The following is a 22768-nucleotide window of genomic DNA, read 5'->3' on the forward strand; positions in this document are numbered from 1 at the left end:
GGCGATCGTGGTGGGCGTCAGCCCAGGTCGATCTCCGGGTACAGCGGGAAGCCGGCGACGAGGTCGGTGGCGCGGTGGGAGATCTCGTCGGCGACCTTCGGGTCGAGGACGTGAGCGGCCTTGGACGGGGCCCCCGACTTGGTCGTGCCGGGCTCGGTGGTGGTGAGGACGCGGTCCATGAGGGCGGCGACCTCGTCCATCTCGGCGGTGCCCAGGCCACGGGTGGTCAGGGCGGGGGTGCCGATGCGGATGCCGGAGGTGTACCAGGCGCCGTTGGGGTCGGCGGGGATGGCGTTGCGGTTGGTGACGATGCCGGAGTCGAGGAGCGCGGCCTCGGCCTGGCGGCCGGTGAGGCCGTAGGAGGAGGCGACGTCGATCAGGTTGAGGTGGTTGTCGGTACCGCCGGTCACCAGGGTCGCGCCCCGGCGCATCAGGCCCTCGGCCAGCGCGCGGGAGTTGTCGACGATGCGCTGGGCGTAGTCCTGGAAGGAGGGCTGCCGGGCCTCGGCCAGGGCGACGGCCTTGGCGGCCATGACGTGCGGGAGCGGGCCGCCGAGGACCATCGGGCAGCCGCGGTCGACCTGGTCCTTGAGGGAGTCGTCGCACAGGACCATGCCGCCGCGCGGGCCGCGCAGCGACTTATGGGTGGTGGTGGTGACGATCTGGGCGTGCGGGACCGGGTCGAAGTCGCCGGTGAGGACCTTGCCGGCGACGAGACCCGCGAAGTGGGCCATGTCGACCATGAGCGTGGCGCCGACCTCGTCGGCGATCTCGCGCATGATCCGGAAGTTCACGAGACGGGGGTAGGCGGAGTAGCCGGCGACGATGATCAGCGGCTTGAACTCGCGGGCGGAGGCGCGCAGCGCCTCGTAGTCGATGAGGCCCGTGGTGGGGTCGGTGCCGTAGGAGCGCTGGTCGAACATCTTGCCGGAGATGTTCGGGCGGAAGCCGTGGGTGAGGTGGCCGCCGGCGTCCAGGGACATGCCGAGCATGCGCTGGTTGCCGAAGGCGCGGCGCAGCTCGGCCCAGTCGGCCTCGGAGAGGTCGTTGACCTGGCGGACACCGGCCTTCTCCAGGGCGGGGGCCTCGACGCGCTGGGCGAGGACGGCCCAGAAGGCGACGAGGTTGGCGTCGATGCCGGAGTGGGGCTGGACGTAGGCGTGGCGGGCGCCGAAGAGCTCGCGGGCGTGCTCGGCGGCGAGGGACTCGACGGTGTCGACATTGCGGCAGCCGGCGTAGAAGCGGCGGCCGATGGTGCCCTCGGCGTACTTGTCGCTGAACCAGTTGCCCATCGCGAGGAGGGTGGCCGGGGAGGCGTAGTTCTCGGAGGCGATCAGTTTGAGCATCTCGCGCTGGTCGGCGACCTCCTGGCCGATGGCATCGGCCACGCGCGGCTCGACGGCGCGGATCACGTCGAGGGCGGAACGGAAGGCGGTGGACTCGGTGGAGAGGGGCTCGGCTGACATGGGGACCTCCGGACGTCGTGTGCAGCGATCACGGTACGGCCCAGGCGCACGGCACTCGGTCTGGACTCGGTCCAGGGGCCGCTCCCCGATGGTTCGTCCATCCCAGCGCGCCAGTCACGGCCCGTCGATCAGCCTACCGGGCAGGTCGGCCCGCCATGGCCGTGCGTCCACCATGCGAGCCACGATAGGAGGAGGCGGTACCGCACGCGTGAGGCAGGAAATGGACAGTGGCCGTGAGCCTCGTGACCGCCCGGACACGAGCCCTCGCGGTGGCGGAAACGGAGAGCCCCGTGAGTACGTCGAGCACCAACAAATCCCTGATCGCCGCGATCGACGCGCACAGCGCGCACAACTATCACCCGTTGCCGGTCGTGGTGGCGACGGCGGACGGGGCCTGGATGACGGACGTGGAGGGGCGGCGGTATCTGGATCTGCTGGCCGGGTATTCGGCGCTCAATTTCGGGCACGGCAACCGGCGGCTCCTGGCGGCGGCGAAGGCGCAGCTGGAGCGGGTGACGCTGACGTCACGGGCGTTTCATCACGACCGGTTCGCGGCGTTCTGCGCGCAGCTGGCGGAGCTGTGCGGGATGGAGATGGTGCTGCCGATGAACACGGGGACGGAGGCGGTGGAGACGGCCGTGAAGACGGCCCGGAAGTGGGGGTACCGGGTCAAGGGCGTCCCGGCGGAGATGGCGAAGATCGTGGTGGCCGGCAACAACTTCCACGGCCGTACGACGACGGTCATCAGTTTCTCCACCGACCCGGAGGCGCGGGCGGACTTCGGGCCGTACACACCGGGCTTCGCGATCGTGCCGTACGGGGATCTGACGGCGATGCGGGAGGCGTTGACGGAGAACACGGTGGCCGTGCTGCTGGAGCCGATCCAGGGCGAGGCGGGGGTGCTCGTTCCTCCGGCGGGCTATCTGCCGGCGGTGCGGGAGCTGACGCGGGAGCGGGACGTGCTGTTCGTGGCGGACGAGATCCAGTCGGGGCTCGGCCGTACGGGGCGCACCTTCGCGTGCGAGCACGAGGGTGTGGTGCCGGACATGTACATCCTGGGCAAGTCGCTCGGGGGCGGGATCGTGCCGGTGTCGGCGGTGGTGTCGTCGGCCGAGGTGCTCGGGGTGTTCCGGCCCGGGGAGCACGGGTCGACGTTCGGGGGGAATCCGCTGGCGTGTGCGGTGGCGCTGGAGGTGATGGCGATGCTGCGGACGGGCGAGTTCCAGGAGCGGGCGGCGCAGCTGGGCGAGCATCTGCACCGGGAGCTGGGGCAGTTGGCCGGGACCGGGCGGGTGACGGAGGTGCGGGGGCGTGGGCTGTGGGCCGGGGTCGACATCGCGCGGGCGTACGGCACAGGGCGGGAGGTGGCCGAGCAGTTGATGGACCGGGGTGTGCTGGTGAAGGACACCCTCCCCCACAGCCTCAGGGGCTCGGGCGGCGTCTCCAGGGCGACGATCCGTATGGCGCCGCCCCTGGTGATCGGGAAGGAGGATCTGGACTGGGGGCTCGCCCAGTTGCGGGGTGTGCTCGGGGTGTGAGCCGACAGGGCTCGCCGACTCCCCTTCGCCGTACAGCCGTACAGCCGTACAGCCGTACAGCCGTTAAAGGATCACGTGCGGTACGAAGCGTGCGTACTCGTCGGTGATCAGGCCGGACGACTCTCGGATGCCGAGGCCCGCCGACTCGTCCTCGACGACCCATGCGCCGAGGACGACGTGGTTGCCGTCGAACGTGGGGAGGGGGGCCAGCTGCTGGTAGCAGCAGGGCTCGTCGCGTACGACGGCGGCGGTGCCCTTCTCGTGGACGGTCACGCCCGCGCCCTCGCGGCCCAGCAGGGGCTTGGCGACATAGCCGGTCGTGTCCGCGAGTTCCCGTGGGCCGTCGAGGTGGACGGGGAGGAGGTTCGGGTGGTCCGGGTAGAGCTCCCAGAGGATGGCGAGGAGGGCCTTGTTGCTGAGGAGCATCTTCCAGGCGGGTTCGATCCACAGGGTCGTTCCCGTGCCGCCGCCGTTGTCGAGGGTGGCCAGGACGTGGTCGGCGAAGCGGTCGGTGGTCAGCCACTCCCAGGGGTAGAGCTTGAAGCAGCTGCGGATGAAGCGGAGTTGGGTGTCGACGAAGCGGCCGGAGAGGCGGTCCCAGCCGATCTCCTCCATGGAGATCCAGGCGGTGTCCAGGCCCGCCTGGTCGGCCGTCTCCTGAAGGTAGGCGACGGTCATGAGGTCCTCGCCGAGTTCGTCGGCCGAGGAGTAGGCGAAGTAGAGGGGACTGCCGGGCGGGAGCAGGGCGGACTGCTTCTTCCAGGCGGCGACGAGGCGTTCGTGGAGGGAGTTCCACTGGTCGGCGCCCGGGAAGCGTTCCTCCATCCAGAACCACTGGGGGGAGGCGGCCTCGACGAGGGAGGTGGGGGTGTCGGCGTTGTATTCGAGGAGCTTGGCAGGGCCGGTGCCGTCGTAGCGCAGGTCGAAGCGGCCGTAGACGGAGGGGAGTTCGGCGCGGCGGTGCCACGCCTCGGCGACGGCCTTCGCGATGCGCGGGTCGGTGATGCCGAGGTCGGCGAAGCGGTCGGCGGTGACGATGTGCTCGGCCGCCGTCAGACACATGGCGTGGAGTTCCTCGACGACCTCCTCCAGGGCCTCGACCTCCGGGAGCGAGAAGGCGTAGTACGCGCTCTCGTCCCAGTAGGGGCGCAGGGAGTCGTCGGGATAGCGGGTGAGGGGGTAGATGAGCCCCTGCTCCTCGACGGTCTGCTGCCAGCCGGGGCGGGGGTCGATCGTGTGGCGCTCCATGTCCTACGGTCCCGTTCAGCCGCCGCTGCTGCCGGAGCCCGAGCAGCCGAAGCCGCCCCGGTCGACGGCCTCGCTGCGGGTGAAGGTGCCGTAGTCGGCGCGGCCGTCGTCGGTGTCGGCGTCGTAGTACCAGGCGGCGTCGGAGCCGCTGGTCTTCTTCTTGCCGCCCTTGCCGTAGGAGGAGCCGCCGTACGAGGAGCCGGTGCTGCTGCCGGACTTGCAGTTCTTGTCCGCGATGATCTTGTAGCCCTCGTAGGTGTAGCTGTCGCGGTCGACGCAGCGGCGGTCGGGGTCGGAGCTGCACGAGGTCAGGGCGGCGGCGATGACTCCCATGCCGCCGAGCACGACCGTGCTCGAGCGCAGCCTGCGTCGGGTTTCGGGCGCCGCCATTCTGTGTCTCCCCCGTTGAAACTGGTGGTTCCGGTGAGCTGATTGTCCGTGGTTCGTCAGGCGCCCAGCCTAGAGATCGGTGTGAGTGCGGTTGTCGGCGGGGCCGGTGTCCCTCCGCTCACCTACAGTCGCTTTGTGTTGTTTGGGATGTTGTGTGCGCTGGGTGCGGCGGTCTGTTTCGGTGCGGCGACCGTGTTGCAGGCGATGGCCGCGCGGGCGGCGGGTGCGCAGGGGGGACGGGGTGGTGAGGCGGGGGTGCTGCTGCGGGCGTTGCGGCAGTGGCGGTATCTCGCCGGACTGGGGCTGGACGGGCTGGGGTTCGTGTTCCAGGTGCTCGCCCTGCGGTCGATTCCCATCTACGCCGTGGGAGCGGCGTTGGCGTCCAGTCTCGCGGTGACCGCGGTGGTCGCGGCGCGGCTGCTGGGGGTGCGGTTGCGGCGGCGGGAGTGGGGCGCGGTGGGGGTGGTGTGCGCCGGGTTGGCGATGCTCGGGGTCTCGGCGGGGACGGAGGGGGACACCGGGGGGTCGGACGCGTTGAAGTTCTCGATGCTCGGGGTGGCGGTGGTTGTGCTGGGGGTGGGGCTGGCGGGTGGGCGGTTGCCGGAGCGGGGGCGGGGGCTGATGCTCGGGCTGGCCGCGGGGTTGGGGTTCGGGGTGGTGGAGGTGGCGGTTCGGCTGATCGATTCGGTGGGTGTGACGTCGTTGTTGGGGAATCCGGCGACGTATGCGTTGCTGGTGGGGGGTGGGGCGGCGTTTCTGGCGTTGACTTCGGCGTTGCAGCGGGGGTCGGTGACGGTGGCCACCGCGGCGATGGTGATCGGGGAGACGGTGGGGCCTGCGGTGGTGGGGGTGGTGTGGTTGGGGGACCGTACGCGGGAGGGGTTGGCGTGGTTGGCGGTGCTGGGGTTTGTGGTTTCGGTGGCGGGGGCGTTGGCGTTGGCTCGGTTCGGGGAGGCGCCGGGTGGGGAGGGTGGGTGAGGGTTCGTCGTGGCTGAGGTGGGGGGAGGTCGCCCCCGCCGCCCCTACCCGTCCCGTCCCCGGGGGCTGCGCCCCCGGACTCCCGCTGCCGGCCCTGAACGGGCCTTGTCCTCAAACGCCGGACGGGCTGAAAGGCCCCCTCACGGCAACACCCTGCAAAGCGCCTCCAACGCCCCCGCCCAAGCATGGTCCGCCGGTGTCCCGTACCCCACGACCAGGGCGTCCAGTGGATCCGTCGTCGCCTTCTCGTGGCGGTAGGAGGTGAGGCCGTGCAGGGCCAGGCCCTGCCAGGTCGCTGCGTGGAGTACTGAGTGTTCCGTGTCGGGTGGGAGGCGTAGGACCGCGTGGAGGCCTGCGGCGATGCCGGTGACCTGGAGGTGGGGGGCGTGGGTGGACACGGCGTGGACCAGGGCGTCCCGGCGGCGCCGGTAGCGCAGGCGGGCGGCGCGGACGTGGCGGTCGTAGGCGCCGGAGGAGAGGAATTCCGCCAGGGTCAGCTGGTCCAGGACGCTGCAGGTGTCGGAGCCGCCCTTGGCCTCCGTGACCTCGTCGACCAGCGTCGGGGGGAGGACCATCCAGGCCAGGCGCAGGCCGGGGGCGAGGGACTTGCTGGCGGTGCCGAGGTGGACGACGTTGTCGGGGTCCAGGCCCTGGAGCGCGCCGACGGGCTGGCGGTCGTAGCGGAACTCGCCGTCGTAGTCGTCCTCCAGGACCAGTCCCCCGGTGCGGCGGGCCCAGTCCACCACCGTGGCCCGGCGGTCGCGGTGCAGGGGCACGCCCATGGGGAACTGGTGGGCGGGGGTGAGGAGGACGGCTCCCTGGGTGGTCAACTCCGCGGGGTTCGTGCCCAGTTCGTCGAAGGGGAGGGGCTCGGTGGTCAGGCCCGCCGCCGTCAGTTGGTGCCAGTGCGGTCTCAGGCCGTACGACTCCACCGCCACCGTGCGTGTGCCGCGCGCCCGCAGCACCCTGGCCAGGAGTTGAAGGCCGTGTACGAAGCCCGCGCACACCACCACGCGCTCGGGGTCGGCGCGCACGCCCCGGGCGCGGGCGAGGTAGCCGGCGAGGGCGGTGCGCAGGGCGGCGTGGCCGCGCGGGTCGCCGTAGCCGAGGGCCTGGTTCGGGGCGGCGAGGAAGGCGCGGCGGGCCGCCTTGAGCCACTCCGCGCGGGGGAAGGCGGCGAGGTCGGGGGTGCCGGGGACCAGGTCGTGGACGGGGCGGGGGCGCTCCAGGGGCGGGGTGGGGGCTCGGCCCTTCGGCGGGGTCACCATGCGGTCGGCGACCCGGGTGCCGGAGCCCTGGCGGGCGGTGAGCCAGCCCTCGGCGACGAGTTCGGCGTAGGCCTCGGCGACCGTGTTGCGGGCGATGCCCAGGTCGGCGGCGAGGGAGCGGGAGGACGGCAGTCGGGTGCCGGGGGCGAGGCGTCCGGTGCGCACCGCCTCGCGCAGGGCGTCGGTCAGGCCCCGGCGCAGGCCCGGTCCGGCCGGTTCGAGATGGAGGTCGACGGCGAAAGTGGCCCAGGGTTTTGCCATGGGAGTGGACCATACCCCTGGGCTGCTTCGCTTCTAGGGTCGAGCTCATGACGACCACCGAAGAGAGCACGGCGACGACCGTGACCTACGCGACCGAACCGACCCCGCGCCTGGACTGGGCCGCCCTCGCCCCCGATGTCTTCAAGGCCATGGTCCGGCTCGACGCGGCGGCCGGGCGAGGGCTCGATCCGGCGTTGCGTGAGCTGGTGAGGATACGGGCCTCGCAGCTCAACCACTGCGCGTTCTGCCTCGACATGCACACCAAGGACGCGCTCGCGGCGGGGGAGAGCGTGGAGCGGATCGTGCAGCTGAGCGCGTGGGAGGAGTCGCGGCATTTCTACACCGAGAGGGAGCTGGCGGCGCTGGAGCTGACGGACGCGGTGACCGTGCTGACCGACGGTTTCGTGCCGGACGAGGTGTACGAGCGGGCCGCCGGGCAGTTCGAGGAGGCCGAGCTGGCGCAGCTGATCGCCGCGATCAGCGTGATCAACGCGTGGAACAGGTTCGGGGTGACGTGTCGGCGGACGCCGGGGCACTACCAGCCGGGGCGGCATCTGTGACCGTGCGGACCCGGCTGCTCGACCCGGCCGTCGCGCGGGCCATGTCGGCGGTCAGCGCCGCCGCGAAGAAGGGGCTCGGCGATCCGGCGCTCGCCGAGCTGGTGGTGATCCGGGCCTCGCAGCTCAACCACTGCGCGTTCTGCCTCGACATGCATCTCGGCATCGCCCGCGGCCACGGGGTGGACGAACGTCGGCTCGATCTGCTGGCCGCCTGGGAGGAGGCCGAGGAGGTCTTCGACGAGCGGGAGCGGGCCGCGCTCGCGCTGACCGAGGCCGTCACCGTACTCACGGACGGGTTCGTGCCCGACGACGTGTACGACCGTGCCGCCGCGCACTTCGACGCGACGCGACTCGCCCATCTCATCGGGCTGATCGTCGCCATCAACAACTGGAACCGGGTGATGGTCGGCCGCCGGATCCCGCCGGGGGGTTACACACCATGAGCAAGATCCAGACATTCCGGACCCTGCACCGGAGGCCTTCCCCCGACGATCCCCTCGTCCTCCCCGGTCCTTGGGACGCGGCCAGTGCGCGGGTGCTGGAGGAAGCCGGGTTCCCGGCGCTCGCCACGCCCAGCGCTGGGGTGGCCGCGGCGCTGGGGTACGAGGACGGGCGGACGCCGGCCGACGAGATGTTCGCGGCGGTGGCACGGATCGCGCGTGCCGTGGACGTGCCGGTGTCGGCGGACATCGAGGGCGGCTACGGGCTGGCGCCGAAGGAACTCGTCGAGCGGCTCCTGGAGACGGGGGCCGTGGGCTGCAACCTGGAGGACTCCGAGGCCGGGGTGCTCACGGATCCGCGCCGTCACGCCGACTGGCTCGCCGAGGTGCGGTACGCGGCCGGGGACCAGCTCTTCGTCAACGCCCGCGTCGACACGTTCGTCCGCGGCGTCCCCGACCCCGGACGGGCCATCGAGCGGGCCGCGCTGTACGTCGCCGCGGGCGCCGACTGTGTGTACCCGATCGGCGCCCCCGTCGACGTACTGCCCCTGCTGCGGTCCGGCATCCAAGGTCCGATCAACATGCACGGCACCGTCACCGGGGACCCCTCGCCCACCGCGCTCGGCGGGCTCGGGGCCACCCGGATCACGTTCGGGCCGGGACTCCAGCGCAGGGCCACCGAGGCGCTGCGGGAGATCGCCGCCCACCTGAACTAAGGGGTCACGACAGCCACGCCTTCCACGTCGACTCGTGGCTGTCGGCCCACTTCTTCGCGGCCTCCTCCGGCGCCATCCGCTGTTCGGCGATCATCAGGGAGACCTCGTTCTGGTCCTCGGTCGTCCACTTGAAGTTCTTCAGCAGGGAGGCCGCCTCGCCGCCGCTGCGTGCGAAGTCGGCGTTGAGGTACTTCTGGAGGGGGGTGTGGGGGTAGGCGCAGGCGACCTTTTCGGGGTCCGCGTCGCAGCCCTCCTTGTAGGCGGGCAGTTTCACCTCGGTCATGGGGACCTTCTTGAACAGCCACTGCGGCTCGTACCAGTACGTCAGGAAGGGCTTCTTCTCCTTGGCGAACTGTTTGATCTGCGTGATCTGCGCGGCCTCCGAACCGGCGAACACCACCTGGTAGTCCAGGTCCAGATTGGTCACCAGCGCCTTGTCGTTGGTGACGTAGGACGGCGAGCCGTCCATCAGCTGGCCCTTGCCGCCGCTCTCCGCGGTGCGGAGCTGGTCGGCGTACTTGTTGAGGTTCTTCCAGTCGGTGACGTCGGGGTGGGCCTTGGCGAAGTACGTCGGGACGTACCAGCCGATGTGCCCGGTGACCCCGAGGTCGCCGCCCGCCACGATCGTCTTCTTGTCCTTGACGTAGCGCTGCTCCTGGTCGGGGTGGCCCCAGTCCTCCATGATCGCGTCGACCCGGCCCTGGCTGAGCGCGTCCCAGGCGGGGATCTCGTCGACCTGGACGGTGTCGACGCGGTAGCCGAGCTCGTGCTCCAGGAGGTACTGGGCGACGGCGACGTTGGCCTGGGCGCCGACCCAGGACTGGATGGAGAGCGTCACGGTCTTGGCGCCCTGCGCGTTGGCGAACGGCGAGGACTGCTTGGTCATGTCGGCCGCGCCGCAGCCGGTCAGCAGGGCCAGGGAGGACACGCCGGCCACTACAGCGGTGGTGGTGCGGATACGCATGTCACGCTCCCTTCTTCGTACGGCGTTCCGTCGGCTGCGTCACCCGGTCCAGCATCAGGCCGAGGCAGACGATCGCGGCACCCGCGACCAGACCGGTGGCCAGGTCGCCGCGCGCGAGGCCGGCGACGACGTCGTAGCCGAGCGCGCCACCGCCGACCAGGCCGCCGATGATGACGACGGCGAGGACCAGGACGACGCCCTGGTTGACGGCGAGCAGCAACGCCGGGCGGGCGAGCGGGAGTTGGACCTGCCGCAGCTGCTGGAAGGGGGTCGCGCCGAGCGAGCGGGACGACTCCAGGGCCGCCGGGTCGACCTGGCGCAGGCCCTGGGTGGTGATGCGGACGACGGCGGGCAGGGCGTAGACCACGGCTGCCGCGGCGGCCGGGGCACGGCCGACGCCGAACAGCGCCACGACCGGGATGAGGTACACGAACTGCGGCATCGTCTGGAAGACGTCCAGGACGGGGCGGAGCAGGCGTTCGACGCGGTCGCTGCGCGCGGCGGCGATGCCCGTCGCGAAGCCCAGGACCAGGGTGACGGCGACGGCCGCCAGGACCTGGGAGAGGGTGTCGAGGGACGGCTTCCAGACACCGAGTACGCCGATCGCCGCCATCGCCAGTACGGCGGTCAGGGCCGTGCGCCAGGTGCCGATCAGCCACGCCAGGGTGGCCACGATCAGCAGCACCGACCACCAGGGCAGCCACTGCAGGCCGTCGCGCAGGGGGTCGAGGACCCAGGTGGTGAAGTGGCCCGCCCAGTCGGCGGTGCCGCCCACGACGGGGACGCCGGAGTAGAGGTGGTCGGTCATCCAGTCGACGCCGCGGTTGACCGGCTCGGCGAAGTTCACGGTCCAGGCGTCGGGCCAGTCGAGGCGGCCCGCGAGACGTCCGGCGACGGCCACGGCGACGGTGCCGCCGAGGGCGTACAGCCACAGCGTCCGGTTGTTCGGCTGCGGTTCCTCGCCGAGCTTCTCCCCCGCCGCGCCGGTCACCCGGTCCAGTACGACGGCGAGCAGCACGATCGGGATGCCGGCCGCGAGGGCCGCGCCGACGTCGACCGAGGCGAGCGCCTGGTAGACGCGGTCACCGAGGCCGCCGGCGCCGATGACCGACGCGATCACGGCCATGGACAGCGCCATCATGATCGTCTGGTTGAGGCCGAGGAGGAGTTCCTTGCGGGCCAGCGGGATACGGGCGGTCAGCAGGCGCTGCCGTGCCGTGGTGCCGAGCGACTCGACGGCCTCCAGCACCTCCTTGTCGGCGCCGCGCAGTCCGAGGGCGGTGAGGCGGGCCATCGGCGGGGCGGCGTAGACGACGGTGGCGAGGACGGCCGCGGGCACGCCGATGCCGAAGACCAGCACGACGGGCAGCAGGTAGGCGAAGGCCGGGAGCACCTGCATGGTGTCGAGTACGGGGCGCAGTATCCGGTCCATACGGTCGGACAGGCCGGCGGCGAGACCCAGCAGGGCGCCGACGACGACCGAGGCGAGCACCGCCACGACCATGAGCGCGAGGGTCTGCATCGTCGGCACCCACATGCCGAGGAGCCCGCAGGCGAGGAACGCGACGCCGGTACCGGCGGCCAGTCTCCAGCCCGCGACGCGCCAGGCGACCAGGGACGCGGCGGCGGTGACGCCCGCCCATCCGGCCGCGAGCAGCACCAGGTACACGGCGCGTACGCAGAGCACGACCGCGTTGCTGATGTGCCCGAAGAAGTACAGGAACAGCGGGTGGCTGTCGCGGTTGTCGATGATCCAGTCGCTGACCTTGGTCAGCGGCTCGGAGACGTCGACGGTGAGGGCGCCCGGCCAGGTGCCGCTGGCCCAGTGGGCGTCGGCCAGGGGGACGAGGATCGCGGCGAACAGGGCGAGCGCAAGGAGCTTGCGCGCGCCCGGGCGTTTGAGGAAGCCGGGCACGACCGTGCGCGGGGCGGCAGCGGTGACGGTGGCCATCACACGACCTCCTTGGCCTGCTCCGTCCCCGCTGCGACGGGCCGCTCCGTCCCCGCCACGACGCCGATGAGCCGCTCGTGGTCGACCACGCCCAGGCAGCGTCCGTTCTCCATGACCCGGGCCGGGGCACCACTGCGCGCCACCGCCTCGATGGCCTCGGAGACGGTCGCCTCCGGCGCCAGCGCCGGCCCGCTGCCCGCCTCGTCGGCCGACGCGGTGCGCATGGCCGTACGGACGGTGAGGACCTGTTCGCGGGGGACGTCGCGGACGAACTCGCGGACGTAGTCGTCGGCCGGGGAGCCGACGATCTCCTCGGGGGTGCCGAGCTGGACGACGGCGCCGTCGCGCATCAGGGCGATACGGTCGCCGAGCTTCAGCGCCTCGCTGAGGTCATGGGTGATGAAGACCATCGTGCGGCCCTCCTCGTGGTGCAGGCGCACGACCTCCTCCTGCATGTCCCGCCGGATCAGCGGGTCGAGCGCGCTGAACGGCTCGTCGAAGAGGAGGACCTCCGGGTCCACCGCCAGGGCGCGGGCCAGGCCGACGCGCTGGCGCTGGCCGCCGGAGAGCTGGCCCGGCCTGCGGTGCTCCATGCCCTCCAGGCCGACCTTGGCCACCACTTCGGCGGCCCGCTCACGGCGCTCCGCCTTGCCGACGCCCTGGATCTCCAGGCCGTACGCCACGTTGTCGAGGACCGTGCGGTGCGGGAGCAGGCCGAAGTGCTGGAAGACCATCGCGGCGCGGTGCCGGCGCAGTTCGCGCAGCCGGGTCTTGTCCATGGCGCGGACGTCCTCGCCGTCGATGGCGATGGTGCCGGCGGTCGGCTCGATGAGGCGGGTCAGACAGCGGACCAGGGTGGACTTGCCCGAGCCGGACAGGCCCATCACCACGAAGACCTCGCCCTTGCGGACGTCGAAGGAGACGTCGCGGACGGCGGCCGTGCAGCCGGTGCGCTCACGCAGCCCGGCGGGGTCGAGGGCGGCCAGGTCCGGGTCGGCGGGGACGGTGTGCGCCTTGGGGCCGAAGACCTTCCACAGGTTCTCGACGGAGAAGACCGGGTTCTCGGTCGGCGGCTTGCGGGTCTCAGGGGTCGCGGTGCTGGTCGTCGTGCTCATCACGCCTCACCTCCAATAAGGTCGACGGCCTTCTCACCGACCATGAGCACCCCGATCATCGGGTTCACGGCGGTCATCGTCGGGAAGACGGAGGCGTCGGCGATGCGAATTCCTTGCAGGCCGCGGATCCGCAGCTGCGGGTCCACCACGGCCAGTTCGTCGTCGGCGGCACCCATACGGCAGGTGCCCGCCGGGTGGTACACGGTGTGCGCGACCTTGCGCGCGTACTCGCCGAGCTCCTCGTCACCGGTGACTTCGGGGCCGGGGCACACCTCGCGCTTGAGCCAGCCCGCGAGCGGTTCGGCCTTGGCGATCTCGCGGGCGATGCGGATGCCGTCGACGAGGGTGCGGCCGTCGTAGTCGTCCTCGTCGGTGAAGTAGCGGAAGTCCAGCGCCGGCTTCACGGACGGGTCGGCGCTGGTCAGGTACAGCCGGCCGCGGCTCTTCGGCTTGGGGATGTTCGGGGTCATGGAGACGCCGAACTCCGGGCGTTCGTAGCCCAGTCGCTCCGGATTGTCCGTGAAGGGGATCTGGTAGAAGTGGAACATCAGGTCCGGGCCCTGGTGTTCGGGGTCCCGGCGCACGAAGAGACCGGCGTCCGAGTCCATCGCGGAGTTGTCGGGGATCGGGCCGTCGGTCTCCCAGACGATCACCGACTCGGGGTGGTCGAGGAGGTTCTCGCCGACGCCCGGCAGATCGTGCACGACCGGGATGCCGAGGGCCTCCAGGTCGGCCTTGGGACCGACGCCGGAGTGCATCAGCAGGCGGGGCGAGTCGACGGCGCCCGCGCACAGGACGACCTCGCGCCGGGCGCGGATCAGGATCTCCTCGCCGTCCTTGGTGCGCACGTGCACGCCCTCGGCGCGGGTGCCGTTCAGCTCCAGCCGGTACGCCCAGGTCTCCAGCAGGATCGTGAGGTTCTCGCGCTCGTCCATCACGGGGTGCAGATACGCCACCGACGCCGAGGAGCGCTTGTTGTTCTCGGGGTGGTAGGCGAGGTCGAAGAAGCCGACGCCCTCGGTGAAGGGCTGCTTGTTGAAGCCGTCGACGCGCGGGACGTCGAGCGCCTCCTGCGCGGCGTCGACGAAGTCGCGGGCGATGGCGTTCCGGTCCTTCTCGTCGACCGGGACGATGTTGTTCTTCAGGCGTGCGTAATACGCCTCCATCGGCACCGGGCCCCAGCCCTTGGCGCCCGCGTCCTCCCACTCGTCCCAGTCGGACGGCAGCGGCTTGAAGGCGATGAGCGTGTTGTGGCTCGAACACCCGCCGAGGACCCGGGCGCGGCTGTGCCGGATGTGGGAGTTGCCGCGGGGCTGTTCGGTGGTCGGGTAGTCGTAGTCCAGCTCGCCGCCGAGCAGGCCCATCCAGCGGCGCAGGGTGAGGACGTCGTCGCGTCCGACGTCGCTGGGGCCGCCCTCGATGACGGCGACCGTGGTGTCGGGGTTCTCCGTCAGCCGGGAGGCGATGACGGAGCCCGCGGTGCCGCCGCCGATGACGACGTAGTCGTAGACAGGGGGGTTCTGGGACATGGGGAGGTACTCCAGGGAAAGTCTTGCGAGAGAGGGGCTGGGGAGCCGGATCAGCCGGTGAACCAGCGCACCGGCTTCGGTGCGAGGTTCTGGTAGACGTGCTTGGCCTCGCGGTATTCGGCGAGGCCGGCGGGCCCGAGTTCGCGGCCCACGCCGCTCTTGCCGAAGCCGCCCCACTCCGCCTGGGGGAGGTAGGGGTGGAAGTCGTTGATCCAGACGGTGCCGTGCCGCAGCCGGCCGGCGACGCGGCGGGCGCGGCCCGCGTCGGCGGTCCAGACGGCGCCTGCGAGGCCGTACTCGGTGTCGTTGGCGAGGGCGATCGCCTCGTCCTCGGTGCGGAAGGTCTCGACGGTGAGGACCGGCCCGAAGACCTCTTCCCGTACGACGCGCATCTCGCGGTGGCAGTGGTCGAGGACCGTCGGCTCGTAGAAGTAGCCGGTGGCGGGCCGGGTGCGGTCGGCCTCGGGGCGCTTGCCGCCGGAGCGCAGCACCGCGCCCTCCTTGAGCGCGGACTCGACGTACGCCTCGACCTTGGCGCGCTGCTGCTCGGAGACGAGCGGCCCGCATTCGACGCCGTCCTCGGTGCCGCGGCCCAGGCTGATGCGGGAGGCCCGGCGCGACAGTTCGGCGACGAAACGGTCCCTGACCGACTCCTCGATGATCAGGCGGCCGCCCGCCGAGCAGACCTGCCCGCTGTGGATGAAGGCGGCGTTGAGGGCCTGGTCGACGGCGGTGTCGAAGGCCTCGTCGGTGGCGCAGGCGTCGGCGAAGACGACGTTGGGGTTCTTGCCGCCGAGTTCGAGGGCGACCTTCTTCACGGTGGGCGCGGCGGCCTGGGCGACCTTGGTGCCGCTGATCAGACCGCCGGTGAAGGAGACGAGGTCGACGTCGGGGTGCTCGGAGAGACGGGCGCCCACGGAGTGGCCGGGGCCGGTGACGATATTGGCGACGCCGGCCGGCAGGCCCGCCTCGACGAGCAGGTCGATGAGCGCGATGGTCGTCAGCGGGGTGATCTCGCTGGGCTTGACGACGAAGGTGTTGCCGGCGGCGAGCGCGGGCGCGATCTTCCAACTGGCCTGGAGGAGGGGGTAGTTCCAGGGGGTGATCAGCGCGCACACGCCGACCGGCTCATGGACGACGACGCTGTGGATGTCGGTCGACCCGGCATCGACGACCCGGCCCGGGGCCTCGGCGGCGACGAGGTCGGCGAAGTAGCGGAAGGCGTCGGCGACGCAGTCGATGTCGACGCGGCCCTCTTCGAGGGTCTTGCCTGCGTCGCGGCTCTCCAGCAGGCCGAGTTCCTCGCGGTCGCGCACCAGCAGATCGGCGACACGGCGCAGCAGGGCGGCGCGCTCGGCGACGGGGGTGCGGGGCCACTCGCCCTGGCCGCCGTCGAAGGCACGGCGGGCGGCCTCGACGGCCAGATCGGTGTCCTTCTCGTCACCCTCGGCGACCACGACGAACGGCGCCGCGTCCGCGGGGTCGAGGATTTCACGCGTCGCGCCGGAGACGGCCGCCCGCCATTCCCCTCCCACGTGGATGGTGCCGCGCGCCTTGAGTTCCGTACTTTCCGCCATGATCGGTGTTGCCTTCCGTTCCTGTTCAGAGCCCCTGTGTCACACGTGTGTCACCCAGGGGACCGAGTGCGCCTGCCCCCGGCCTGCGGATGCATGCGCGATCCATGGCCGAAAGTGGGCTGTGTCACTGAACATGCGAACAAACCGGACGGAACGGTCACGACTACGGGGAGGGATCAGGGGGTTCGGAAATCGGCCGGCGGATCCTCGCCCACCCGGCCGTCGATGGACTCGCGGATCAGGTCGGCCTGCCCGGCATGGCGGGCGTACTCCTCCACGAGGTCGATCAGGACGCGCCGCACACTGGGCGTCCGGCCATCGGGCCAGGTCAGGCGGACGGGCTGGTCCACACCTCCCTCGGACAGCGCCTTCCGCAGATTCGCCCGGGAGCGGGCCACGGACTCCTTCCACTGTGCGTACAACTGCTCCGGCTCGTTCCCCGCAACCGACCGCCACTCCCAGTCGGGGTCGGCATCCCAGTCCACCACGTCCCACGGCGGCGGCAACTCAAACCCGAGCAGCCGCCGGGTGAGGTACTCGTCCTCGACGAGGGCCAGATGGTTGAGCAGGCCGCCGAGCGTGAGCGCGGACGGCGCGAGCCGCGCGCCCAGGCCCACCGCGTCCAGCCCCTCGCACTTCCAGGCGAAGATCCTGCGCTGCCGCTCCAGCGAGCCGACGAGGGTGTCGACCTCGCTGCCCGCGACGGGTGGCTCGGTGGGGACCGGCTCTTCGATGTCGTCAGTCATGGCGGCAGACTAGGAACCATTCCGGTCGATCTGCTTCCGGAATACGGAGCCGAAGGTGCGGTGCGTCCATGAAGCGGCACGACGAGAGCCCCACCGCCCGCGCCCTCCTGCTCCTGGAGCTGCTCCAGGGCAGCCCCGGCATCACCGCCGAGCGCCTGGCCGGTCGCCTCGGCGTCTCCGAGCGGGCCGCCCGCCGTTACGTCGGCATCCTGCGCGAGGCCGGCATCCCGGTGGAGTCCACCCGGGGTCCGTACGGCGGCTACCGCATCGGCCGGGGGCTGCGCCTGCCGCCGCTGATGTTCACACCGACCGAGGCGCTGGGCCTGGTCATGGCCGTACTGGACGGCCATCACGACGCGGCCGACCCGTCCGGCCCGGTCGGCGGCGCGCTCGGCAAGCTGCTGCGCGCCCTGCCCGAACCGGTCGCCCATCCCGCCGAGGCGGTGCGCAGGGTCAGCGCCCGCGGCGGACCCGGCGACGCCGCGCGCCCCGACCCCGACACCACGGCCACCCTCGTCCAGGCCGCCGCCGAGCGCCGGAGGCTGCGCCTCGGGTACCGGCTCGGCCCGCGCGGCGAACGCACCATGGAGGTCGACCCGTGGGCGGTCGTCGTCCACCACGGCCGCTGGTATCTGCTGTGCTGGTCGCACACCCGCGACGCACGCCGGGTCCTGCGCGTGGACCGGGTCACGACGGTGGCGGTGCTCGCCGACACCTTCGAGCCGCCGAACGGACTGCGCCCCCTGGAGACCCTTGAGGAGCACCTCTCCCAGGGCTGGAGCCACGAGGTGGAGATCGTGATCGACGCGCCCGTCTCGCAGGTGACCGAGTGGCTCCCCCGCAGCCTCGGCCGCCCCGAACCGATCGACGACCGCACCACCCGGCTGCTCGCCACCACCGACGAACCCGACTGGTACGCCGAGCGGCTCACGGCGATCCGGGCACCGTTCCGCATCGTCGGACCACCGGAGCTGCGGGACGCCGCGCTGGCGCTGGGGAGACGGCTGGCAGGGGCGGCCGGAACCATGGACTCCCCCGACACCTTTGACTAAAGTCAAAGATTATGGAGCAGGTATCGACCGACCAGCAGGACCATGTCAGTGCCTTCCGTCGCTTCAACCGCTACTTCACCCGCCGTATCGGCGTCCTGGACGACCACTACCTCGGCCAGGACCGCCCGCTCGGTGAGGCACGGCTGCTGTTCGAGGTCGGGGACGGCGCGTCCCTGCGTGAGCTCAGGAGCCGGCTCGGTCTCGACGCCGGGTATCTGAGCCGGATGGCCAAGGCGCTCCAGGCCCAGGGCCTGGTCCGGCTGAGCGCGCACCCGCGGGACAACCGGCTGCGCATGATCGGGCTGACCCCGGCCGGACGGGCGGAGGTCGAGGAGCAGAACCGGCGGGCGAACGTCGTCGTGTCCGACGTCCTCGACGGCCTCAGCGAGCCGCAGCGCGCCGAACTGACCGGCGCGATGGCCACCGCGCACCGCCTGCTGCGCCTCGCGGGCATCACCGTCGACCTCGTCGACGGCGCCGCACCGGACGCCCGCGCCTGTCTCGACGCCTACGCGGCCGACATCGACGAGCGGTTCCCCGAGGGGTTCGACAAGGCCGACCTGGTGCGGCCGAGGGAGGTGTCCGGCGAGGCCGGCGCGTTCTTCGTCGCGTACGAGGAGGGGCGCCCGGTGGGCTGTGGCGCGCTGCGGCGCCTGGCGGACGGCGTCGGCGAGATCCGCCATGTCTGGGTGCACCCTGCCGCCCGCCGCCTCGGCCTGGCCCGACGGCTCCTCGCCGCGCTCGAACAGGAGGCCCTCGCCCGCGACCTGACCGTCGTACGCCTCGACACGCACGCCGTCCTCACCGAGGCACAGGCGATGTACCGGGCCTGCGGATACACCGCCATCCCGGCGTACGAGGACAACGTCTACGCCAGCCACTGGTTCGAGAAGCGGCTGGCGCCCCGGGGGGACCGCCCCGTCAGCTGACGAACCACACGATCACGATGCCCATGACGACGACACAGAAGCCGAGGCCTCCCGCGAGCAGACAGCCCGCGGCGCCGTGCCGGCCGGTGAGCCTCGCCGCGAACGACCTCGGCGGGGGCGATGTCATGGGGGCCGGGGAGGTGTGGGGCCTCGGCAGGACCTGGGGAGTGGCCGGGGTGCTGTGAGGCGTCGGCTGGGTGGTCTGGGGTTGCGTCGGCTTGCCGTTCCCCACCAGCGCGTTCGCCAGCAGCCGGCTCCACACCACCGGGGGCAGGTCGGGGACCTGGCCGTTCGGCGGCTCGATGATGCTCTGCCGGAGCCAGTTGCCGGTGGTGGGGTGGGGGTCGCGGCTCATCCGGTACAGCAGTTCCTGGAGTTGGAGCTGATGACGCTCGTCCCGGGCCAGCGGCGCGACGGCCCAGGTGAACAGGCGTGCCGCACGCGAGGCACGGTCGGCTCCCGAGCGGCCGTCGACGCCCGGTCCGTGCGGCGTGAAGTACAGGTCGTTGCGCAACACCTCCGCACACAACTCATGCCGCACCTCCGGCGAACGCACCTGGACCCGGTGCGCTGACCCCAACTCGTCCAGCAGCAACTCCAGCGCCTCCGCCGGGAGTTCACCCGACCGCAGCTCCCGCAGCAGCAGTTCGTCGGGCTGTCTGCGCAACTCCGCCAGCAGAACGCTCTGCCCCATGACGTCACCGCGCCGGTGACCACGGAGGTGCTGGTGCAGGGCGGGGGTGGGTTGTTGCTGGGGAGGCGCGAAGAGGGGGCGCGGAGGGGGCGGGGGGCTTCCGTGGCGCTCCGGGTACGGGTCCGTATGCGCCGCCGGATACGGCTCCGAGGTCACCGCCGTACGGGCCGGTTCGGGCTCGGGCTCCGCGTCCCGCCCGGCAGTCACCCCCGCGTCCATCGGGCCGATCCCGGCATCCGGCAGCCGCGTCCCCGCCGGAGGTGTCCGGTCCGTGCCGAGGGTCTGCTGGAGGAGGGCCCGGCGGTGCTCCCAGTCCAGGGTCGCTCCGCCGGGGAGGGCCTCGGTCAGTTGCGGTACTCCGGGGCGGGCCTTGCGGTGGGCGAGGAGGTGCTTGACCAGTTGGGCCGCCGCTCGGTGCTCGAACCGGGGGCGGGCCTGCCTGCGGCCCATGACCCGGGCCAGTGGGCCGGAGCCGCCCGTGTCCGGTTCCCAGCGCGGCACGGCCATCAGCCGCAGCGGATGGGTGTCGAGGGTGTCGCAGGTGGCGAAGGTCCACTCCTGGCCCAGCCAGTCACCGAAGAGCAGGAACAGCCCGAGGTAGACCACCGGCACCGCGTCCCGGTCGGGCCAGTCGCGCGGGGCCTCGTCCTCCAGGAGGAGGGACACCCGCTGTGTCGGATCGCGGAGCAGCTCCGCCGTGGCGAGGATCAGCGCGTGCTCGACCTGCGGCAGCCGGTCCAGCATGCCGGGCAGCCGGTCGTACGCCAGCTCGTCGAGGAACGCGCCGTCGAACTCGGGCAGCCGCCCCGACGCCTGCTCGGCCTTCTCCTGCCGGCGCCAGCCGCCGTCGGCGAGCCCGAGGCACTGCCGGACCTTCAGCGTGGCCCGGTTCCCGACCAGGACATGGCTGACGGTGCTGGGCCGCCCGCCCCGGTCGACGGTGGGCCAGCGCTGGACGAGCAGGACGTCGCCGTCGCGGGACAGTGTGCGCACGACGCTCGGGCGGGCGGCCGCCGCGCCCGACACCCACAGCAGCGGGCCCAGCTCCCGGCCGATCTCCTCGGCGCGTTCGGCGTCGCAGGAGTGGGCGACCGCGTTCATGCCGGTGCCCTGGCGGCCGTGGTTGCCGTCCCAGCGGTAGACGACCTGCTGCACCGGTCCCCGGCTCTCGAAGTCGTTCACCGGACTTCCCCTCCCTCGGCTTCCTCGGGCTCCTCGGCCCCTTCCGGCCCGACGAATTCCTCGTCCCCGCTCCACGGCACCGCCTCCAGCGCGGGCGCCTCCCCCAGCGCCAACGCGTCGGCGCCGCCCGGCACTTCGATCAGCCCGTGCATGGCGAACAGCGACAGCAGCGGCTCCAGGACCCTTCGGGGTCCCGCACCCGCCGGGTAGCGGCCCTGGTCCTCCTGGCCGCCGGTGGCGGACGCGATGTGCAGGGTGCAGCGGCGGATCGCGTCGAAGGGCCGCAGCCATGCCTGGCCCGCGTGCCGGCGCAGCAGCCCGTACACGTCCCGGCTCTCCTCGCGGGTCAGCGCCGGGTCCGGGGCGGCGGACGGCGGCCGGGTCAGCCAGCGGTCGACGGGCGGCTGGAAGCGCAGGAGGTCGGCCTTGCCGAGCACCATCGCGGCCGGCACGTCCAGATAGCCGCCGTTCTTCGGCAGCCGGTCGAGGACCGTGCCGAAGGCGAGGTCGCCGTCCCGGTTCACCTCCACGCCCCAGCGCTGCCTGGCGTGGTCGAGCTGCGGCAGCGGCAGGGCCAGCGCCGGATCGACGACGAACACCAGGGCGTCGACACCGAGCAGGAACCGCAGCGCGGCATCGGTCCGCACCAGGTCCTCGCCGCCGAGGTCGAAGAAGGCGACCGGCCGCACCTGCCCCCGTGCGTCGGTGATCAGCAGCGACTCCACGAAACGCGCGAAGTCGTCCATGCCCAGCGCCGCCGTGTGGTCGAGGACCTTGCCGCCCCGCAGCGGCTGCACCCGGTCCCGTACGAACCGCGCGTGCTGCTCGGGATTGACGGACTGCCACTTCAGACCGTACGGCTCCAGACCGCCGTCGGTGATCGCCGCGATCATCTGGGTCAGCAGATGGCTCTTGCCGGTGGAGGACTGACCGACCATCGCCACGGTCAGCGGGCGGCCGTACGTCAGATAGGGCACCGGGATGTGGTGCGCGGGGAACTCCGGGTCCGCCGTGCACCGCTGGACGGCGCCGCGCATGACGTCGGCGCGGCGCACCGGGTTGTTGATGCCGCCCACGTCGAGCGACTTGTACTGCATACGGCTGTCGGTGACGAACAGCTTGGAGAGGTCGAGCTGGATCGTCTCCAGGCAGTACGGGCAGAGCACCCCGCCGTCCGTCTGCTCGGCCCGGGTCCCGGCCGGTGCCTGCCGTTTGAGCCGCAGCGCCTCCTCGAAGGCCTCGTGGTGCGGGCGGGTCTCGTCGGGCGGCACGGCGAGGCGGACACGGCGGGCGGCACCCGGCGCGACCAGGTCGAGCACCTGCGCGGGCGTGGGCCGACCGGCCGCTTCCGGGGCGAAGGCGTCGCGCAACGTCTGGTCCAGCTTGCGGTGTTCACCCAGATCCGGGGGCGGCCGGTCGGCGGGGCCGGGCCGTCCGGTCGCCAGCCGGTACAGCACCTGCGCGGCGCTCCACACCGCGTCCCGGGGATCGGTGAGCCCCTCGCCGCCGCGCTGTTCTGGCGGGCAGTAGGGGGACCGGCCCCAGGGGCGCCTCGGCCGGCCGATCCGGGTCATCGACTCAAGACCCCACAGCTGGACCCGGGCACCGTCCCAGAGCACGGTCCCGGGCGAGATGCCGCGCGGCACCAGGCCCTGCCCCTGGAGCACGCACAGGGCCTGCATCAGATCCCGGGTGAAGATCTCCTGGTCGGCGGCGCCCATCACATGGATGCGGGAGACGGCGGTGCCGCGCGGCGGGTCGTACAGCAGGAACGGCTCGGCCGTGTCGAGTTCGTAGCCGATGAGGCGGGGGAACAGCGCGGCGTACTCCGTGTCCCCGAGCACCTGGTTCAGGTGTACGGCGGTGCCGGCCTCGGTGTCCAGCAGGGCGCGGGCCGCCGGGTTCGCCGCGTCCTTGGCGCCCAGCCGGACCTGGACGCACTGCTGTCCCTCGTCGTCGAGCACGGCCTTGCGCAGCAGTTGGGGCAGCAGCTTGTCGCGCCGGAACTCCCGGCCGAACCGCACCGGGGTGACGCGCCGCCGCCCCGACGGCACGGTGAAGGCGAGCTTGTCCGGGCCCGGCCCGCCCGGCCCCGGCGGACGGGAGTGCGTGGTGCTGGTCACCGGCGGTCCTTTCGTTCGTACTTGTGCGGCGAGCCCGTACG

The 22768-nt window shown here is 72.0% G+C and carries 19 protein-coding genes and 1 riboswitch; of the genes, 7 read left to right on the forward strand and 12 right to left on the reverse strand.

Translation table 11 applies throughout. The features are described from left to right. Positions 1–17 precede the first annotated feature (17 nt). Entirely contained in the window at positions 18–1466 is a 1449-nt protein-coding gene (locus IE325_RS25800; RefSeq protein WP_190072437.1) for a glycine hydroxymethyltransferase, read from the reverse strand. A gap of 31 nt (positions 1467–1497) precedes the next feature. Continuing rightward, positions 1498–1594, reverse strand: a riboswitch (ZMP/ZTP riboswitch). Positions 1595–1756: 162 nt separating this feature from the next. Here IE325_RS25800 and rocD point away from each other — a divergent pair. Beyond that, positions 1757–3004, forward strand: coding sequence for an ornithine--oxo-acid transaminase (gene rocD / locus IE325_RS25805; RefSeq protein WP_190072438.1), 1248 nt, complete (start codon positions 1757–1759; stop codon positions 3002–3004). A 63-nt stretch (positions 3005–3067) separates the two neighbouring features. Here rocD and IE325_RS25810 read toward each other — a convergent pair whose 3' ends face one another. Together IE325_RS25810 and IE325_RS25815 are read right to left on the reverse strand one after the other, a co-directional pair. Continuing rightward, positions 3068–4252, reverse strand: a complete 1185-nt coding sequence (locus IE325_RS25810; RefSeq protein ID WP_190072439.1) for a glutathionylspermidine synthase family protein — start codon at positions 4250–4252, stop codon at positions 3068–3070. Between the two features lie 15 nt (positions 4253–4267). Then, positions 4268–4642, reverse strand: a complete 375-nt coding sequence (locus tag IE325_RS25815; protein ID WP_190072440.1) for a hypothetical protein — start codon at positions 4640–4642, stop codon at positions 4268–4270. 147 nt (positions 4643–4789) lie between these two features. Between IE325_RS25815 and IE325_RS25820 the strand changes: the two genes are divergently transcribed. Beyond that, positions 4790–5620: a hypothetical protein gene (locus IE325_RS25820; RefSeq protein ID WP_190072604.1), complete on the forward strand. Its 831-nt coding sequence runs from the start codon at positions 4790–4792 to the stop codon at positions 5618–5620. 140 nt (positions 5621–5760) lie between these two features. On the opposite strand, the gene pdxR is transcribed toward IE325_RS25820, so the two are convergent. Further along, complete coding sequence (gene pdxR / locus IE325_RS25825; protein WP_190072441.1) at positions 5761–7149, reverse strand: MocR-like pyridoxine biosynthesis transcription factor PdxR; 1389 nt, start codon at positions 7147–7149, stop codon at positions 5761–5763. Between the two features lie 47 nt (positions 7150–7196). Between pdxR and IE325_RS25830 the strand changes: the two genes are divergently transcribed. The 3 genes from IE325_RS25830 to IE325_RS25840 are packed head-to-tail and all read left to right on the forward strand — an operon-like array spanning position 7197 to position 8865. Then, positions 7197–7709, forward strand: coding sequence for a carboxymuconolactone decarboxylase family protein (locus IE325_RS25830; protein WP_190072442.1), 513 nt, complete (start codon positions 7197–7199; stop codon positions 7707–7709). Then, positions 7706–8152 carry a carboxymuconolactone decarboxylase family protein gene (locus IE325_RS25835; RefSeq protein WP_190072443.1) on the forward strand — a complete coding sequence of 149 codons (447 nt, stop codon included), beginning with the start codon at positions 7706–7708 and terminating at the stop codon, positions 8150–8152. Before IE325_RS25830 ends, IE325_RS25835 begins: the two co-directional genes overlap by 4 nt. Continuing rightward, the gene (locus tag IE325_RS25840) at positions 8149–8865 is read left to right on the forward strand and encodes an isocitrate lyase/PEP mutase family protein (RefSeq protein ID WP_190072444.1); all 717 of its coding nucleotides are present in this window, start codon (positions 8149–8151) and stop codon (positions 8863–8865) included. Before IE325_RS25835 ends, IE325_RS25840 begins: the two co-directional genes overlap by 4 nt. Positions 8866–8869: 4 nt before the next feature. Here the strand turns inward: IE325_RS25840 and IE325_RS25845 are convergent, their stop codons facing one another. The 6 genes from IE325_RS25845 to IE325_RS25870 form a co-directional block, all read right to left on the reverse strand. Further along, on the reverse strand, positions 8870–9829 hold the full coding sequence (locus IE325_RS25845; protein WP_190072445.1) for an ABC transporter substrate-binding protein: 960 nt from the start codon (positions 9827–9829) through the stop codon (positions 8870–8872). Position 9830: 1 nt separating this feature from the next. Further along, a complete protein-coding gene (locus IE325_RS25850; protein WP_190072446.1) occupies positions 9831–11780 on the reverse strand; it encodes an ABC transporter permease in 1950 nt (649 codons plus the stop codon). Then, the gene (locus IE325_RS25855; RefSeq protein ID WP_190072447.1) at positions 11780–12895 is read right to left on the reverse strand and encodes a quaternary amine ABC transporter ATP-binding protein; all 1116 of its coding nucleotides are present in this window, start codon (positions 12893–12895) and stop codon (positions 11780–11782) included. The genes IE325_RS25850 and IE325_RS25855 overlap by 1 nt, the downstream gene beginning before the upstream one ends. Beyond that, positions 12895–14424 (reverse strand): GMC family oxidoreductase, encoded by a 1530-nt coding sequence (locus tag IE325_RS25860; protein ID WP_190072448.1) that lies wholly within the window; start codon positions 14422–14424, stop codon positions 12895–12897. The genes IE325_RS25855 and IE325_RS25860 overlap by 1 nt, the downstream gene beginning before the upstream one ends. A 50-nt stretch (positions 14425–14474) precedes the next feature. Beyond that, positions 14475–16001 carry an aldehyde dehydrogenase family protein gene (locus IE325_RS25865; protein ID WP_190072449.1) on the reverse strand — a complete coding sequence of 509 codons (1527 nt, stop codon included), beginning with the start codon at positions 15999–16001 and terminating at the stop codon, positions 14475–14477. Between the two features lie 176 nt (positions 16002–16177). Further along, positions 16178–16747, reverse strand: a complete 570-nt coding sequence (locus IE325_RS25870) for a DinB family protein (RefSeq protein ID WP_190072450.1) — start codon at positions 16745–16747, stop codon at positions 16178–16180. Positions 16748–16815: 68 nt separating this feature from the next. On the opposite strand from IE325_RS25870, the gene IE325_RS25875 reads away from it, so the two are divergent. Together IE325_RS25875 and IE325_RS25880 are read left to right on the forward strand one after the other, a co-directional pair. Then, positions 16816–17799: a helix-turn-helix transcriptional regulator gene (locus tag IE325_RS25875; protein ID WP_190072451.1), complete on the forward strand. Its 984-nt coding sequence runs from the start codon at positions 16816–16818 to the stop codon at positions 17797–17799. An 11-nt stretch (positions 17800–17810) separates the two neighbouring features. Next, the gene (locus IE325_RS25880; protein ID WP_190072452.1) at positions 17811–18728 is read left to right on the forward strand and encodes a bifunctional helix-turn-helix transcriptional regulator/GNAT family N-acetyltransferase; all 918 of its coding nucleotides are present in this window, start codon (positions 17811–17813) and stop codon (positions 18726–18728) included. Here the strand turns inward: IE325_RS25880 and IE325_RS25885 are convergent. Together IE325_RS25885 and IE325_RS25890 are read right to left on the reverse strand one after the other, a co-directional pair. After that, positions 18721–20604 (reverse strand): hypothetical protein, encoded by a 1884-nt coding sequence (locus IE325_RS25885; protein WP_190072453.1) that lies wholly within the window; start codon positions 20602–20604, stop codon positions 18721–18723. The two genes, IE325_RS25880 and IE325_RS25885, sit on opposite strands and share 8 nt — an antisense overlap. Next, on the reverse strand, positions 20601–22727 hold the full coding sequence (locus IE325_RS25890; RefSeq protein WP_229912025.1) for a protein kinase family protein: 2127 nt from the start codon (positions 22725–22727) through the stop codon (positions 20601–20603). Before IE325_RS25890 ends, IE325_RS25885 begins: the two co-directional genes overlap by 4 nt. Between the last annotated feature and the right edge of the window lie 41 nt (positions 22728–22768).

The sequence above is a fragment of the Streptomyces lanatus genome (assembly GCF_014655715.1).
In the GTDB taxonomy this organism is placed as follows: Bacteria; Actinomycetota; Actinomycetes; order Streptomycetales; family Streptomycetaceae; genus Streptomyces; species Streptomyces lanatus.

Excerpts from the sequence above, each read along its gene's own strand:
- IE325_RS25800 (WP_190072437.1), bottom strand. The coding sequence starts at position 1,466 with ATGTCAGCCGAGCCCCTCTCCACCGAGTCCACCGCCTTCCGTTCCGCC.
- IE325_RS25810 (WP_190072439.1), bottom strand. The coding sequence starts at position 4,252 with ATGGAGCGCCACACGATCGACCCCCGCCCCGGCTGGCAGCAGACCGTC.
- IE325_RS25815 (WP_190072440.1), bottom strand. The coding sequence starts at position 4,642 with ATGGCGGCGCCCGAAACCCGACGCAGGCTGCGCTCGAGCACGGTCGTG.
- IE325_RS25820 (WP_190072604.1), top strand. The coding sequence starts at position 4,790 with ATGTTGTGTGCGCTGGGTGCGGCGGTCTGTTTCGGTGCGGCGACCGTG.
- pdxR (WP_190072441.1), bottom strand. The coding sequence starts at position 7,149 with ATGGCAAAACCCTGGGCCACTTTCGCCGTCGACCTCCATCTCGAACCG.
- IE325_RS25830 (WP_190072442.1), top strand. The coding sequence starts at position 7,197 with ATGACGACCACCGAAGAGAGCACGGCGACGACCGTGACCTACGCGACC.
- IE325_RS25840 (WP_190072444.1), top strand. The coding sequence starts at position 8,149 with ATGAGCAAGATCCAGACATTCCGGACCCTGCACCGGAGGCCTTCCCCC.
- IE325_RS25845 (WP_190072445.1), bottom strand. The coding sequence starts at position 9,829 with ATGCGTATCCGCACCACCACCGCTGTAGTGGCCGGCGTGTCCTCCCTG.
- IE325_RS25850 (WP_190072446.1), bottom strand. The coding sequence starts at position 11,780 with ATGGCCACCGTCACCGCTGCCGCCCCGCGCACGGTCGTGCCCGGCTTC.
- IE325_RS25855 (WP_190072447.1), bottom strand. The coding sequence starts at position 12,895 with ATGAGCACGACGACCAGCACCGCGACCCCTGAGACCCGCAAGCCGCCG.
- IE325_RS25860 (WP_190072448.1), bottom strand. The coding sequence starts at position 14,424 with ATGTCCCAGAACCCCCCTGTCTACGACTACGTCGTCATCGGCGGCGGC.
- IE325_RS25865 (WP_190072449.1), bottom strand. The coding sequence starts at position 16,001 with ATGGCGGAAAGTACGGAACTCAAGGCGCGCGGCACCATCCACGTGGGA.
- IE325_RS25870 (WP_190072450.1), bottom strand. The coding sequence starts at position 16,747 with ATGACTGACGACATCGAAGAGCCGGTCCCCACCGAGCCACCCGTCGCG.
- IE325_RS25875 (WP_190072451.1), top strand. The coding sequence starts at position 16,816 with ATGAAGCGGCACGACGAGAGCCCCACCGCCCGCGCCCTCCTGCTCCTG.
- IE325_RS25880 (WP_190072452.1), top strand. The coding sequence starts at position 17,811 with ATGGAGCAGGTATCGACCGACCAGCAGGACCATGTCAGTGCCTTCCGT.